Origin of the sequence: Arthrobacter glacialis, assembly GCF_002909415.1 — a bacterium.
GTDB lineage: Bacteria > Actinomycetota > Actinomycetes > Actinomycetales > Micrococcaceae > Specibacter > Specibacter glacialis.
This window is the reverse complement of the sequence record NZ_PPXB01000004.1, coordinates 150,950-166,240: the sequence shown is the minus strand read 5'-3', so window position 1 is coordinate 166,240 and position 15,291 is coordinate 150,950. Positions and strand designations below refer to the sequence as shown.

At 62.6% G+C, this 15,291-nt stretch carries 12 protein-coding genes and 1 tRNA gene; 5 read left to right on the top strand and 8 right to left on the bottom strand.

From position 1 onward, the window contains the following. The first annotated feature begins 117 nt into the window (after window positions 1–117). The gene (locus CVS28_RS06055; protein WP_103464498.1) at window positions 118–411 is read left to right on the top strand and encodes a DUF1540 domain-containing protein; all 294 of its coding nucleotides are present in this window, start codon (window positions 118–120) and stop codon (window positions 409–411) included. A 32-nt stretch (window positions 412–443) separates the two neighbouring features. Here CVS28_RS06055 and CVS28_RS06050 read toward each other — a convergent pair whose 3' ends face one another. Next, window positions 444–959, bottom strand: a complete 516-nt coding sequence (locus CVS28_RS06050; protein ID WP_103480998.1) for a GtrA family protein — start codon at window positions 957–959, stop codon at window positions 444–446. Window positions 960–983: 24 nt separating this feature from the next. Continuing rightward, window positions 984–1,817 carry a fumarylacetoacetate hydrolase family protein gene (locus tag CVS28_RS06045; protein WP_103464496.1) on the bottom strand — a complete coding sequence of 278 codons (834 nt, stop codon included), beginning with the start codon at window positions 1,815–1,817 and terminating at the stop codon, window positions 984–986. Window positions 1,818–1,930: 113 nt separating this feature from the next. On the opposite strand from CVS28_RS06045, the gene CVS28_RS06040 reads away from it, so the two are divergent. Further along, complete coding sequence (locus CVS28_RS06040; RefSeq protein WP_165788083.1) at window positions 1,931–3,424, top strand: M20/M25/M40 family metallo-hydrolase; 1,494 nt, start codon at window positions 1,931–1,933, stop codon at window positions 3,422–3,424. Window positions 3,425–3,572: 148 nt separating this feature from the next. After that, window positions 3,573–4,379, top strand: coding sequence for a hypothetical protein (locus CVS28_RS06035; RefSeq protein WP_133159069.1), 807 nt, complete (start codon window positions 3,573–3,575; stop codon window positions 4,377–4,379). On the opposite strand, the gene CVS28_RS06030 is transcribed toward CVS28_RS06035, so the two are convergent. Further along, complete coding sequence (locus tag CVS28_RS06030; RefSeq protein WP_103464493.1) at window positions 4,376–4,828, bottom strand: MarR family winged helix-turn-helix transcriptional regulator; 453 nt, start codon at window positions 4,826–4,828, stop codon at window positions 4,376–4,378. The genes CVS28_RS06035 and CVS28_RS06030 overlap by 4 nt on opposite strands. Before the next feature lies 1 nt (window position 4,829). Continuing rightward, window positions 4,830–5,918 (bottom strand): LLM class flavin-dependent oxidoreductase, encoded by a 1,089-nt coding sequence (locus CVS28_RS06025; protein ID WP_103464492.1) that lies wholly within the window; start codon window positions 5,916–5,918, stop codon window positions 4,830–4,832. 212 nt (window positions 5,919–6,130) lie between these two features. On the opposite strand from CVS28_RS06025, the gene CVS28_RS06020 reads away from it, so the two are divergent. Next, window positions 6,131–7,603 (top strand): MFS transporter, encoded by a 1,473-nt coding sequence (locus CVS28_RS06020; protein WP_103481089.1) that lies wholly within the window; start codon window positions 6,131–6,133, stop codon window positions 7,601–7,603. 112 nt (window positions 7,604–7,715) lie between these two features. On the opposite strand, the gene CVS28_RS06015 is transcribed toward CVS28_RS06020, so the two are convergent. The 3 genes from CVS28_RS06015 to CVS28_RS06005 all read right to left on the bottom strand — a co-directional run bounded on the left by CVS28_RS06015 (window position 7,716) and on the right by CVS28_RS06005 (window position 14,411). Next, window positions 7,716–10,994, bottom strand: coding sequence for an efflux RND transporter permease subunit (locus CVS28_RS06015; protein WP_103480995.1), 3,279 nt, complete (start codon window positions 10,992–10,994; stop codon window positions 7,716–7,718). Window positions 10,995–11,046: 52 nt separating this feature from the next. Then, entirely contained in the window at window positions 11,047–12,546 is a 1,500-nt protein-coding gene (locus tag CVS28_RS06010) for a malate:quinone oxidoreductase (protein ID WP_103481088.1), read from the bottom strand. A gap of 101 nt (window positions 12,547–12,647) precedes the next feature. Next, window positions 12,648–14,411 carry an ABC transporter substrate-binding protein gene (locus CVS28_RS06005; protein ID WP_341476400.1) on the bottom strand — a complete coding sequence of 588 codons (1,764 nt, stop codon included), beginning with the start codon at window positions 14,409–14,411 and terminating at the stop codon, window positions 12,648–12,650. A gap of 141 nt (window positions 14,412–14,552) precedes the next feature. Here CVS28_RS06005 and CVS28_RS06000 point away from each other — a divergent pair. Beyond that, window positions 14,553–14,637, top strand: a tRNA-Leu gene (locus CVS28_RS06000). A 77-nt stretch (window positions 14,638–14,714) separates the two neighbouring features. Here CVS28_RS06000 and bcp read toward each other — a convergent pair. Continuing rightward, window positions 14,715–15,194, bottom strand: a complete 480-nt coding sequence (gene bcp, locus CVS28_RS05995) for a thioredoxin-dependent thiol peroxidase (protein WP_103480994.1) — start codon at window positions 15,192–15,194, stop codon at window positions 14,715–14,717. Window positions 15,195–15,291: the final 97 nt, after the last annotated feature.

The window sequence follows — 15,291 nt, the reverse complement described above, 5'->3', positions numbered from 1 at the left end:
AAATCAGCAGGCGAATTAGGGCAGAAAATTGGCACTAATTAGTTGGCCGTGTTTGGGCGTACGGTAGGAAGAAATCGGGCCACGCACGGCCGGATTACTGCACGCAAGGAGAGCATCATGACTGCCACAGTTCCCGTCACCGAATGCGCCGTGGAAAACTGTTCCTTCAACGATCACACCCATTGCGGGGCCGCGGGCATCACCATTGGTGGTAACGCCGACCACGCCCAGTGCGCCACCTTCATTGATACCGGCGTTCATGGCGGCCTGCCGAAGGTGCTGGCGTCAGTGGGCGCTTGCCAGCGCACCGAATGCATCCACAACGATCACCTTATGTGCGGTGCCGACTCGGTGCGTGTGGGGCCCGGCGCAGACAACGCCGACTGCCTGACCTACGAGCACACCAACTAGCGAACTGCTGCGCGCCCGGCTTCGCCGCGACGCTAACCCGTGGTGGCGGGGCGGCGCAGCCTGCGGAAAATCCAATACCGCATCATCAGGAAGCGGGTCAACGCAGAGGCAACATTCCCGGCGACTATCACCACCAGCTCCACAAGAAGTGAGGCGTTGGGGGAGACCTCGTGCAGGACCCACAGACTGCCGCTGGTGAACATCAGCGCCAGCAACATGACCCACAGGCCGCGCCGCTGGTCCCGCCACCACAGCGCCCGGTCCGTGATGCCAAAACTCAGTCTCCGGTTCAGGTCAGTATTGAGCACCGAACAAAGGATCAGGGACAAGGCGTTGGCCCATTGCAGGCCCAGCAGGGGGCGCAAACTGGCAAAAATGGTCATGGAGATCACTGTGCAAATGATGGCGACCAGGGCAAAGCCGCGCAATTGCGCGGCCAGCACTGGGTAGCGCTGCAACCATTGCGGGCGCGCAGAAAAGAACCCGCTGGGCCCTGCGCCAATGTCAGGATCCACGGGGGATGGTTCGGTAGCTGCTGTCGTTGCCATGGATAACCAATAATGCCAGCGGAACTAGACCCCGGCAACCACGGGGTTGCGGAGTTCGCCAATCCCGCCCACCCGGCAGATGACTTCATCTCCCGGGGTGATCTGGCGGCACTCGGCCGGGAATCCTGTCATGATGACGTCCCCGGGCACCAGGGTCATAAAGCCGCTCAGGTACACCAGAATCTCCTCCACGCCCCACCCGAGATCGTTGCTGGAGGCCGGGGCCAGCTCTGTGCCGTTGTGCACAATACTGATGGGCACGCCGTCGTCCGCCAGACCAACAACAATCCACGGGCCCAAGGGGGTGAAGGTGTCCGGGCTCTTGGCGCTGATCCACAGCTCATCGGACTTTTGCGCATCGCGGGCGGAGACGTCGTTGCCAATGGTGAAGCCCAGGATGGCTTCACGCGCATTCTCCAGGGTCAGGTTCCGTGCGGGCTGGCCTATGACGACAGTCAGTTCGGCCTCCGGGTCAACGTAGCCCACGGTGGGGCTGAGCTCAATGGCGTCGCCGGGGCCAACCACAGAGCTGGCGGCCTTGTGAAAGGCCTGGGGCGGCAGGGCACGGCCGGGGGCGCCGGTGTTGTGCGCCATGCCGAAGACATTGGCGGGGGCGCAGGGGGCCAAGAACGTGAACTGGGCCTCCGTTACAGAATCTCCCACGGCCCAGCCGTCACGGGCAGCGGTGTTTTGATTGGCGGCCGAGGTGGGGAACGGGGTTTCCATCCGCGTCCAGATGCGGCCCTCGGGGCTGTCAAAGTCGGTGGCGTCATTGCGCACAAAGAATTGCTCGGGCAGCGGCGCCGCCACAGCGTCAAGGGGGCGGACACGGGCCAGGCGGTACGGGGCAACAGTCATGAGGACATCCTACCTCCATGCGGCGGTGATTAATGAGAACAGTCCGCGATGGGCGGCAGGTGTCACGGCCGGCGGTGGGCAAAATCACAGTCCCGTGGCATAGAATCCGTGTCATGCCTAAAGGTTCAGCAATTAATCGCGCGCTGGCTGCAGCGGTGGGCGTTGGTGCCGCCGGTGCCGCAGCAGTCATTGCAGCGCGGGCCTACCGTGCAGGGGCGGCCCCGCCGGTGGGTGACCACGGTGCAGCCCCGCATCCCGGTGCGATTGGCACCGAGTATGCCCACGCCGCCGCAGAACAGCTCAGTGAGTTGATCACGTTCCGCACCGTCTTCTCAAGCTTTCGCGACAGGATCGAGCTGGAACAGTTCACGGGCTTCATTGAGGCGTTGGAGAGGTTGTATCCGAGCGTCCATGCCACGCTGGGCCGGGAACTGGTCAATGGCCATGCGCTGCTGTTCAAGTGGTCCGGGACCCGGGCCGACGCCGGCGCCAAGCCCACCGTGCTGATGGCCCACTATGACGTGGTTCCCCTGGATTCGCGCGATGACTGGATGCATCCGGGCTTCTCCGGCCATCAGGATGGTGAGTTCGTGTGGGGCCGCGGCGCCCTGGATGACAAGGGCGCACTGGTGGTGATCATGGCGGCCATTGAGTCCTTGATCAAGGAAGGCTTCAGGCCCGCCCACGATCTGTACTTGTCTTTTGGCAACAACGAGGAAACGGCCGGCGACAGTGCCCAGGCGGCAGTGGACCTGCTGACACGCCGCGGGGTGCAGCCTTGGCTGGTCCTGGATGAGGGCGGCGCAGTGGCGCTGGACGCCTTCCCCGGCCTGGACGCACCGGCGGCTGTCATTGGCGTGGCCGAAAAAGGCATTCTGGACTTGGAAATCCTCACCCGCAGTGCCGGCGGACATGCTTCCACACCCCCGCGCATGGGCTCCACCTCCCGGCTGGCCCAGGCCATCATGGCGCTGGAGGAGACACCGTTTCCGGCCTCGATGCCCGAGCCCATTGCCGAAATGTTACGCCGCATAGGTACTCACAGCGGATTTGCCATGCGGCTCGTGACGGCCAATATGTGGGCCTTCAAACCGCTGGTCACCCAAGTGTTGGGTTTGGTGGGGGACGAAACCAGGGCACTGACCCGCACCACGGTGGCTGTCACCATGCTCGAGGGCAGCAAGGCCTCCAATGTGCTGGCAGCCACGGCCCGTGCCAATGTCAACATTCGCATAGCCGCCGGGGAGAGTGTGGACTCGGTGGTGGACGCCGTGCGGGAGATCATCGACGATCCCAGGGTGCAGCTTACCGTCCGTTCGGGTCACAACCCCTCGCCAATTTCAGCCTTTGACAATGAGCAATTTGCCTTGCTGAGCCGGGCCGTGGCCGCTTCCTACCCACAAGCCGTGGTGACCCCGTACATCCAGACGGGGGCGACCGATTCGCGATTCTTCACGGCCATCTGTCCAGCTGTCTACAGGTTTTCACCGCTCCTGATGGACGCAGGGGACAGGGCCAGCCTGCATGCCGTCAATGAGAAGGTCCGCATCAGCTCGCTGGGCGCGGGAGTGGTGTTTTACCGTGAGCTCCTGGCCGGCCTGGCCTGACTGTGGCAGCCGGCCCCTTTCCCTGCTGACGCAACACTGCCCCGGCGAGTCTGCCGCCAACACGCAACCGTGGCGCGCGTCCCGGCTGTAGCCTGTGCAACAAGCGTGTGCAACAGCTAAGGAAGCAACAGTGGGGAAAGGACAGCGCATGAGAATGCAGTCAAGCGGGAATCCGGCCACGGGCCTCAGGGCATGGGCCGCGGCCGGGATTGTGGTGGCTGCCCTGGCTCTGGCAGGCTGTGGCGTCTCGCTCGGTATTCCCGAAAAAACCTCGGCGCCGGCGCCCAGCCCAAGCGCCAGCAGCCCAACGGTGGTTACGCCGTCGGCCGGCAGTTCCGAAAGCGCCACCGGGTCCCAAGCCGCCGCCTCCCAGAGCTCCCCGGCGTCGGCCTCCTCCGCAGATTGGAAGAATTTCACCGACCCGGGGAAAACAGTGAGCTTTGAGGTGCCACAGGACTGGAGTGTGCAAGTCCTGCCGTCGCCGGGCGCCGGTGCGCTGCACCTTGAGGTGAAGGACCCCGCCGGAACCCTGATGGCCACCTTGAATACCCACATCACGGGGCTGGGCGGTGCCTGCCAGCCCGCCAGCAGCAGGCCCTACACGGTGCTGGCCAGCCTCCCGATGGTGATTCCTTCGGACAACACGGCTCCCGCCGCCGTGGAACCGCGCTACGTCTACAGGGTGATCCAGGGCGCCACCCACTTCTTCGCCTCCTACGGCCTCACCGACCAGTCGGCGGGCCCGGATGGCAAAGCCTGCCTGGTGTACAACACCGTGACTTCGAAGAAGCTGGGCGTCTACATGTTCGGCGATGTCCTCCAGTTCACCAGCGCACTGGACGGCTCGCCCGGTTTGCGGGCCTTCGCCACCATCGCCGACGCCCAGGCCCATATGCGCAGCGCCGAATACCAGAACATTCAAAAGATGGTCACATCGTTGAAAGTCCTGGGCTAGCGCTGGGCCACCGATTCGCGCAGCTTGCTGGTCAACTCCAGCAGGGTGCGCATCTCCTCATCGCTGAGCGCCGTTTCCATGACGTCCAGAATGTTGTGCACATGGGCCCTGCCCACTTCCTTTTGCAGCGCCGCGCCGGCCTCGGTCAGACCAATGAGCACCCCGCGCCGGTCATCTTCTGCCGTTTTGCGCTGGATCAAGCCCCGCGCCTCCAGCCTGTCCACCATGCGGGAAATGCTCGGCTGGGTCAGCAAAACGTTGTCATTGAGTTCGTTCAGGCGCACCCAGCCAGTGGGGCACTGCGAAAGGGTAAACAAAACGTCGTATTCGCGGCTCCCCACCTTCTTGAAACTGGGCTCCTTGTGAAGTTCGCGCATGACGGCCACTTGGGACCTCAACAGCGATTCCCACGACGCTGTAGCCAAGCGGCGGTGTGTAGCGGCAGACATGCTATTTCACCTCCAGTGAGCGGGCTGCCTCGCGGCGGGCCTCGAAGGTGGGTGCGTCGGGGATGTGCGCCGGGCGGTTGGCAGCAAATTCCTTGCGCAGGGTTGGCAGGACGTCGGAGCCAAACAGGTCAAGCTGCTCCAGGACAGTCTTCAGCGGCAGGCCGGCATGGTCCACCAGGAAAAGCTGGCGTTGGTAGTCACCGTAGTAGTCGCGGAAGGTCAGGGTCTTTTCAATGAGCTCAGCCGGGCTGCCAACAGTCAGCGGGGTCTGGGAGGTGAAATCTTCCATGGACGGTCCGTGGCCGTAGACAGGTGCATTGTCAAAGTAGGGGCGGAACTCCTTGACGGCGTCCTGGGAGTTGGGCCGGATGAAGAACTGCCCGCCCAAGCCAACAATGGCCTGGTCAGCCTGCCCGTGGCCGTAGTGTTCGTAGCGCTCGCGGTACATGCTGATGAGCTGCTGGTAGTGCTCCTTGGGCCAGAAAATGTTGTTGGCGAAGAAGCCGTCGCCGTAGTAGGCGGCAATTTCGGCAACCTGTGGCGTGCGGATGGAACCGTGCCACACGAAGGGGGCAACGCCGTCGAGTGGGCGGGGAGTCGCCGTGAAGCCGCGCAGGGGAGTGCGGAACTTGCCCTCCCAGTTCACCACTTCCTCGTCCCACAAGCGGCGCAGCAGGGCATAGTTTTCAACCGTCAGCTCAACACTGTCCTGCTGATTCTTGCCAAACCACGGGTAGACCGGGCCGGTGTTACCGCGACCCAGCACCAGATCCACGCGGCCCTCGGCCAGATGCTGGAGGGTGGCGAAGTCTTCGGCGATCTTCACCGGATCATTGGTGGTGATCAAGGTGGTGGCCGTGGAGAGAATGATCTTCTCAGTCTGCGCGGCGATGTAGCCCAAGATGGTGGTGGGCGAGCTGGGATAGAACGGCGGGTTGTGGTGCTCGCCGGTGGCAAAGACATCCATCCCCACATCTTCTGCGTGCTTGGCAATGGTGGTGATGGCCTTGAGGCGTTCATGCTCCGTGGGGGTCCGGCCCGTGGTGGGATCCATGGTGATGTCGCCTACGCTGAAAATACCGAACTGCATGGTGTGCTCCTTCGCCCCGGGATCACCGAGAGATATATGCGTTTGTATCTAATATAAGGCTCAACCCCACGGGGCGTCAAAATGTTCCCGCCAGGAAATTTCTGTCACTTCGGGACAATAATCGGCGCAATACCCACGCATGTTACCGGCGGGTACTAGGATGCTTTCAAGCGGCATGTAAGGCATGTCACAAGTATCTGCGGAGGATGGCAATGGCTTCATTGCGCACGGGCCTGGCCGGCAACACAGTTCGGCTGGCCCCCACGGCCACGGCGATGGTGGGTTTTTTGGTTTTGGTGGAACTGACCAGCGGCATCCTGCAGGGGTATTACACCCCGTTGTTGACCGACATTGCCCGCTTTCTGGGCATCCACGACGCCGACGTCAACTGGTTCGAGGCCGCGCAGTTGATGGTCAGTGCCTTGGTGGTGCCGGTGCTGGCCAAACTGGGCGACATGATTGGTCACCGCAAGGTGCTGCTGATCTCCACGGCGTTGACGGCCGCGGCCTCCTGGGGTGTAGCGTTTGCGCCCAATTTTTGGATCTTCATCATCGCCTGGGCCTTGCAGGGCTTCTATGTGGTCTGGCTGCCGCTGGAAATTGCACTCATCTACAGCCGCTCCCATCAGCGTCCCGACGGTGCCGCGCTGACCCGAAAATCGGCTGGCATCCTGGTGGCCGGCCTTGAAGTTGGTGTGATCGCCGGAGCCCTCGCCGGCGGCTTCCTCGGCGGCATTTTCGTCGACAAATTGTGGCTGGTGCTGATGATCCCGGCCATTGCCGTCACCCTGTGCTTCTTCGTGATCCTCTTCGGTGTGCCGGAATCGGAGAACCGTACAGGTGGCAAGCTGGACCTTATGGGGCTCACACTGCTCTCCACGGGGCTGTTGCTGATCACCGCCGGGCTGACGTTCATGCGCATCAACGGCCCCGGCACCTGGTGGGCGTGGGCTGCCGTGGTTATTGGCATTGCCTCGCTGGTGCCCTTTACCCGCTACGAACTGGGCCACAAGGACCCCTTGATCGACATCCGTTTGCTGCGCCAACCCAGCATGTGGCCCGTGCAGTTGACGGCGTTCCTGTTCGGCGTCTCGGTGCTGGGCGCGCAGGCGCCGCTGTCCACCTTTGCCCGCACCAACCCCGACGAAGTGGGCTACGGACTCGGCGCCAGCTCCGGGCTGGTCTCCATCTTGATTGGCGTCTACGTCTTGGGGCTGTTGGTGGGTGCGCTGCTGTATCCACTGGTGACCCGCTGGACGACGCCGAGAATCACCTTGATGAGCGCAGCGTTCCTCGTTGCTGTGGGTTACCTCTTGTTCCTGCCGTTCCACGGATCCATGAGCCAGGTCCTGACCAACATGGCCATTGCCGGGATTGGCAGTGGCGCCCTGGTGGCGGCACTGCCGTCAGCAGCTGCGGCTGCGGCGCCGTTAACCCAAACGGGCATGGCCACCGGGCTCACGAATGCCACCAAGACCCTTGGCGGGGCGTTTGCCTCCTGCGTGTTTGGCATTGCGCTGGCCGGGCAGGCGCTCGGATCCCTGACGGCAGGGGCCGGGAGCACTGCGGCACCGCTGGAGGGGTACATGCTGGTCTGGACCATCTGCGGCGTGACCGCGCTGGTGGCCGCCGTCGCCCTGTACTTTGTGCCAAAGTTGGCCTTCGGTCCCACCCTCCCGCACTAAGAATTTGCCCCCAGAGCCATGACTGCGGTTGCCCGGCTTGTCTGCGGTTCAGAAACCGTCGACAAGCCGGTCAACCGCAGTCATGCCGATCGGCGGCTTGCCGGCCGTGGGTTTAGTCGGCGGCGCGGCGGCCGCGGACCTTGGGTATGGCTCCTGTGGTCCAGTCTTGGAACGCGGCACTGGAGTCCATGGGTGACATCGTTCCAGTGGCGGCTGCCGCACCGCCGCCGTGATCCGGCTTGTGGACCACCTTGAGTGCCTTGATGAGGTCGTTGCGTTCCTTGCGGCCCTCCACCAGGCGGTACAGCACCGGCACCAGAATGAGCGTCAACGCCGTCGAGGAGATCAAGCCACCCACCACCACAATGGCCAGGGGCTGCGAAATAAAGCCGCCGCCGCCTGTCAGACCCAACGCCATGGGCGTGAGGGCAAAGATGGTGGCCAGCGCTGTCATGAGGATGGGGCGCAGGCGCTGGCGGGCACCGTGTTCAATGGCGTCGGCCACGTTCATGGCGGGTCTGTCCCCGGAGGGCTGCCTGTACTGGTTGATCAGATCGATGAGCACAATGGCGTTGGTGACAACAATTCCCACCAGCATCAGCATGCCGATGAGCGACGGCAAGCCCAGCGGCACCCGAGTGATGAGCAGCAAGCCAATGGCTCCGGTGGCAGCAAAGGGGATGGAGACCAGCAGGATCAGTGGCTGAATCAGTGACTTGAAGGTGGCCACCATGATGACGTAGACAATGGCGATCGCTGCCAGCATGGCCAGCCCCAGCTGGGAGAAGGAATCGTTGAGCTGTGTTGCGGCACCGCCAATGCTGGCGATGACCCCTGCCGGCAGGGTGGTGGCATCCAGGCGCTTTTGCACCTCAGCACTCAGGGACCCCAGAGAGTCTCCCTCGGGAGTTACGGAAACTGTGGCCGTGCGCTGGCCGTTGGCGGAGGTGATGGTCAGCGGGGCTTGAACTTCCGCCACGGTGGCCACGGCGGAGAGCGGAACCGGCCCGCCAGCTGTGAGGAGTTGGGCGGCAGCAAGTGCCGTCACGGAATCAAACTTGGTGCCTACACCAATTTGGACCTTGTAGTCGGTGGTGTCGATGCGCACTGTGCCGCCCGGGATGGGGCTGACTGTGGCGGCGAGCAGGCCGGTGATCTGCGTTTCATCCAAGCCGGCGGCAACAGCCTTGGCCCTGTCAACACTGACCTGCACCACTGGCTGGGATCCACTGAGGTTGCTGTCCACGGACTGCGAGCCGGGCACCCCTGCCAAGGCCTTGACCAACAGGTCGCTGGCTTCTTGCAGTTCGGCACCCGTGGTGGCCTTGACGGTGATGTCCACTGAGTTTGAGGTGCCGAAGCCGCCGCCCTGGGAGCCCAGGCTGATGGTGCCGGCGTCCTTGATGCCGTCGATGGCTGCCACGACGGTTGCCTGCAGTTCGACCTGATCGGCATCGGGATCGGTGATGACCTGGAACGCGGCGCTTGAGGCCCCTGTTGACAGCAGGGCGGAGAAACCACCGGAGCCGTTGCCCACTGTCACCTGGACGTCGGTGACGCCGTCAATGCCGCGCAGCACCGACTCCACCTTCTGCGAGGCTTGGTCGGTGACCGCCAGGCTGGTTCCCGGCGGCATGTCCTGCTGAATGCTCAAACTGTTCTGGCCCGTATTGCCGAGCAAATTGGTGGGCAGCAGCGGCGTCATGGCAAGGGTTGCCGCCAGCACTATGCCGCCGGCCAGCAACGTGACCACGGGGTGCTTTTGCGTCTTGGCCAGAAGGGGCAGGTAGCCGCGCTGAAGCCAGGATGAACGTTCCTTCTCCTCCACAGCGCTCAGCAGCGCCTTCCCGCTCAAGGGGGTTCCGGCGTCGTCCGCGGAGGTGTGATCGGCAGCGCCGGGCGAGTTCAGGAACCAATACGCCAGCACAGGAACAATGGTCAGCGAGACCAGCAGCGAGGCCAGCAGGGCGAAGGTGACAGTGAGTGCGAACGGCCGGAAGAGCTCCCCGGCCAGGCTGCCCACGAACGCAATGGGCAAGAACACTGCCACGGTGGTCAGTGTGGAGGCGGTGATGGCTGCCGCAACCTCGCGAATGGCGGCCAGAATGGCTGTCTTCTTGTCTTCGCCGTAGCTGAGGTGCCGCTTGATGTTCTCGATCACCACAATGGAGTCGTCCACCACCCGCCCGATGGCAATGGTGAGCGCGCCCAGGGTGAGAATGTTCAGCGAATATCCCGTGACCCACAGCCCAATGAACGTCACCAGCAGTGAGAGCGGGATGGAGATGGCTGTGACAAGGGTTGAGCGCACCGACATGAGGAAAATCAGGATGATGACGACGGCGAACCCCAGTCCCAGCAAACCCTCCACCGTGAGGTCGTGGATGGATTTTTCGATGAAGGGGGCCTGGTCCAGGACTGTTGTGAACGTGGTGTTATTGCCCAGCGAGGCGGCCAGGCCGGGCAGTTCTTCGTTGATTTGCCGGGACAGGGAAACGGTGTCTGCGGCAGGTTTTTTAGTGATGGACAGTGCCAGCGTGGGTTGGCCGTTGGTGCGTGTGATGGAGGTGGTGGGGTCATCGGCCAGGGCAACGCTGGCAACGGAGGCGATGGTGGGGGGAGTGCCCGATTGCGCGGCGCCGGGAACTGGCGTGCTTGCCAGTGGCAGTGCCTTGACGGCGTCGAGGGAGTCCACCGGGCTGCCAGCCTGGATGGGCAGGGTTAGGGTGTCGGTGCTCAAGGAGCCCACGGGAACCAGGCTGCCGTTATTGCTCAGGGCCTTGGCGATGGAGCCGGGGTTGACACCAGCGGCGGCCATTTTGGCCGGGTCCGGCAGAATGGCAATGTGCTGGGAGTTGGCGCCGCTCAGATCGGCGCCGCGCACGCCGTCGATCTTCAAAAGCTTGGGCACGGCAACGCGTTGCAGGTCAGTGTTCAGGGCTGCCAGATCCTGATCGGAGGAAACGGCCAGGAAGACGATGGGGAAGTCCGCGATGCTGCCGGCGATGGGCTGCGGCTGGACGCCTTCGGGCAGTCGCTGGCTGACATTGGAGATGGCCCGATCAATCTGGTTCCGGGCCCGGTCAAGGTTGGTGCCGTAGGCGAAGGCCAGATTGATGGTGGAAACGCCGCTGCGCGAGGTGGATATGCTCGATTCCAGCCCCTCCACCGCGTTCAGCGCGGCTTCGAGGGGTTCGCTGACTTGCTTGTCGATCACAGCAGGGGACGCGCCGGGCATGGCCGAGACAACAGTGATCTGCGGGAATTCGATGCTGGGGATCAGTTCCTGCTTCAGCGAACCGAGCGTGATGACCCCGAAAACCACCGCAAAGATGGTGATCAGGGCAATCAACGCCCGGTTGCCCAAGGACATTTTTGCCAAACTAAACATCAGCACGCTCCCACGCCGTCATGCCGGTTCCACCCGGCACTGCGAGGGAACTTTAGGCTTTTTCCGTCTTCAACTGCAAAGAAGCTGCCGTGGCGGCCAGGCTCTTTTCAAAAAGATCCGCGTCATCGTTGAGTTTGGTGCCATAGGTGGGCATCATGCCACGCAAGGATTCCTGCCATTCAAGCTTGAACTTGCGTGGGAAACAACGCTGCAACAGCTCAAGCATAATGGGGACAGCGGTGGAGGCGCCCGGGGAGGCACCCAGCAGGGCCGAGATGGTTCCGTCGGCCGCCGTGATGACTTCGGTGCCGAACTGCAGCACGCCGCCTTTTTTGGCATCCTTCTTGATGATCTGCACGCGCTGGCCAGCAGTGATGAGCTCCCAGTCCTTGCCCTCGGCGTCGGGGAAGTACTCGTGGAGCGCGTCAACCTTGCCGCTGCGGGACTTTGTCACTTCGCTGACCAAGTACTTGACCAGGTCCAGGTTGTCCTTGCCAACAGCCAGCATGGGGATGATGTTGTTGGGGCGGATGGAGCCGGGGAGGTCCATGTAGCTGCCGGTCTTGAGGTACTTCGTGGAGAAGCCGCCGTACGGGCCGAACAGCAGTGAACGCTGGCCGTCAACGTAGCGGGTGTCCAGGTGGGGAACCGACATGGGAGGGGCGCCCACTGAGGCCTGGCCGTACACCTTGGCGCTGTGCTTGGCAGCAATCTTCTGGTCCGTGCAACGGAAGAACTGGCCCGAAACCGGGAATCCGCCAAAGCCCTTGCCCTCGGGGATGCCCGAGCGCTGGAGCAGGTGCAGGGCGCCGCCGCCTGAGCCGATGAAGACAAACTTGGCCTTGACCTTGCCGTACTCACCGGAGGCGGGGTGCTTGAGAGAAACGTCCCAGCCGCCGTCGGTGGTGCGTGCCAGGTCCGTGACCGTGGTGCCGTAGTTCACTTCGACGCCATTGGTGTCCATGTAGCCGATCAGCTCACGGGTCAAGGCGCCAAAGTCCACGTCGGTGCCTTCGGCGGCACGGGTGGCTGAAACTTTTTCCTGCGGGTCGCGGCCCTTCATCACCAGCGGAGCCCACTTGGCGATGGTTGCCGGGTCTTCGCTGTACTCCATGGAGGCAAAGACAGGGTTGGGCTTGAGGGCCTCGTGCCGGGCCTTGAGGAACTTCCTGTGGGCTTCGCCAATGACGAAGCTCATGTGCGGAACCGTGTTGATGAAGCCCTTGGGGGAGCCAATCAGCGATTCGTCCACCAGGTGCGCCCAGAACTGGCGTGAGAGCTGGAACTGCTCGTTGATGTTGATGGCTTTGGCCGGGTTTACCGAACCGTCGGCGGCCGCCGGTGAGTAGTTAAGCTCACAGAGCGCGGAGTGGCCGGTACCGGCGTTATTCCAGGGGCTCGATGATTCCAATCCCGGAGTATCGAGCTGTTCAAACAGCACAATCTTCCAGTTTGGTTCGAGTTGCTTGAGCATGGTGCCCAGCGTGGCGCTCATGATGCCGCCTCCGATGAGAACAACGTCAGCGTCTTTGGTGTTCGAAATGAAGGTCACAGTCAACTCCGGTAGAGGCTCTTCCTAGCGGTAGAAGCGTATCGCGGTACGTGCGTCATGCCTAAATCCACACAATGGGGCTAGCCGGCACCCCAGCGTCATCAGCCCGTTTTTGGCGCCAGCACCACGTGGTTGAAGACCTCATTTAAGACCGGGCTGAGCGGGTAGGAGACCACTTTGTCAGACAGTGCAATGGCTGAGATGGGGAAGGCGATCGGCACGGCAGGAACCGTTGCGGCCAGCTGCTTACTGATGGATTCGTACGCGGCAACACGGTCAGGCCCGTTGGGCATGCTGCGTGCGCGGGTGATTTTGGAGACCAGCTGGGGATCATCCAGACCAAGCTCGGCGCCGGGGGAGCCGAAAAGGGGACCCACAAAGTTGTCCGGATCCGCGTAGCTGCCATTCCAGCCCAACAGACTCAGCGCGTGGTCGCCGTCCTGGGTCACAGCAGTCACGTAACCATCGCTCCACGGCACGGGAACGGGCTTGATGTTGAAGCCAACGGCCGTGAGCTCGGCGGCAATGCTGGCGTACACCTTTTCCGGGGAGGGAAGGTAAGTCCTGGACGAATTTGTGGGGTAATAAAACTTCAGCTCTTCGCCCTTATAGGAGGATTCGGCCAGCAGGGTCTTGGCCTTGGCCTGATCGTAGAGGATCCCAGGAACTTTGTTGTTGAAGCCGCTCAGTTTCGGTGGGATGAACTGGGCGGTGGTGGCGGTGCCGGCAATGAAGTAGTTGTTGACGAGGGTTGTCTTGTCAATGGCCGCGGCAATGGCTTCTCGCACCTTTTGATCGGCCAGAACAGGAACCTTCTGATTGATCCCTAAATACATGACCGAGAACGGGTCACGTTGGAGAACTTGCTTGCCACTTTTGATGAGTTTATCTAAATTGCTGGGCGTCACCGGGTCAAAGCCGTCCAGCGAGCCGTCCTCCAAAGCGGCCAGCCGGGTGGCGGGCTGGTCGAAGGTTTTGAAATTCAGTGTGGTGATTTGGCCCTTTTCGCCCCAGTATCCGGCATTGGCATTCATGGTGACGGTGCCGGCGCCGGCTTGGGTGAAGGTGAAGGGTCCGGTGCCCACGGGGTGCAGTGCGTATCGTGACACCTTGCTGGTGGCATAAGTCTGGTCCAAAACATCCGCAGTTCCCGTCGTCAGGGCCGTGGGTGAGGCGATGGCGAAGGCTGGCAGGGTCAACGCCTGCAGGAAGCCTGTCAACCGAATGTTCAGCCCCAGGGTCACCTTCAAGGGCCCGTCCACGGTGCAGCCCTTGTAGAGCGAGTTCGCAGCATCGTCCTTGAAGCCGCGGAAAACCTGCTTGAACATGGAGGCCGAGCCGTCACCTCGGGTCGCAGCCGACATGGAGTACCAGCGCTCAAAGTTGGTGCACACCGCTTGGGCGTCGAAGGCTGTGCCGTCGTGAAATTTGACCCCAGGGCGCAGCTCAAAGGTGTACGCCAAGCCGTCATCGAGCTCCTGCCAGCTGGTGGCCAGGCTGGGTGCCGGGGCGCCCGTCACGGGGTCAATGGTCAGCAAGCCCTCAAGAACCTGCCGCGTCACCCTGTACGACTCCGTGTCCTCCACCAGTGCCGGGTCAAAACCCAGGGGATCCGAGCCAACACCAAAGTTAAATGTCGTGGCAGCAGCAGCGGTGGCAGTGGCCGATGCCGGGGCTGAGGGGCCGGGCACGGGAGCAGCCGTGCAGGCGGACAGTGCAAGAAGGACGACGGCGGCCAGGGCCACGGTGCCCCGGCTGAAGGCACGCTGTGGTTGGGCACTCTGGCGTGGCTTGCGCCCAGTGGCTGTGCGCCAGGGAACCTTCACTGTTGCATCCTTGTGCTGGGGGCCGGAAGGGCTTGGCACGTTCGAGTTCTCCTTGCAGCACGATTATTCCATCAGCCACTCATCATAGTGTGAGTTACTGGACGGTTCCTTGGAAGGGCTGCAAGGGTGGTCAGGAGCACTGGCAGGAACCGGTAGTATTGTTCATGCTTCAATGCACCCGCGCGAGTGGTGGAATTGGTAGACACGCAGGTTTTAGGTACCTGTGCCTTCGGGCGTAGGGGTTCAAGTCCCCTCTTGCGCACCAATAAAGGCCCCGCTGATGAAAATCGGCGGGGCCTTTTGCGTGGGCGCTGACCCTGGGGAGCGGCTGGGGAGCTAGACCTAGGCGGCCACGGCGAGGCCCAGATCCCGGCGAAGTTTGGCAACATGGCCGGTTGCCCGGACGTTGTATTGGGCCAGCGCCACTTTCCCCTCACCATCAATGACGATGGTTGAACGGATCAGGCCCTGGTAAGTCTTTCCGTAGTTCTTCTTCTCACCCCAGGCCGCGTAGGCCTCCGCCACCGAGTGGTCCAGATCGCTCACGAGTGGGAAGGTGAGTCCCTCCTTTTCCGCAAAGCGGGCCAGTTTTTCCACCGGATCGGGGGAGACGCCCACCACCACGTAGCCTGCGGCCTGCAGCGACGCCAAATTATCGCGGAAATCGCAGGCCTGCTTGGCGCAACCCGGTGTCATGGCTGCGGGGTAAAAGTACAAAATCACCTGGCGACCCGAGAAGTCAGACAGTGATGTTGTGCCGCCTTCAGCATTGGGCAGGGTGAAGCTGGGGGCGGGGTCGCCGGGCACTAGACGCTCAGTCATTGAATACTCCTGGTTCGCCCCGCCGCACCGCCTGGTGGCGAAAGCCGGGGAAATAGTTTTGGGCACTCGCTCCAGCCTAATGGGTTGACGTGAAGGC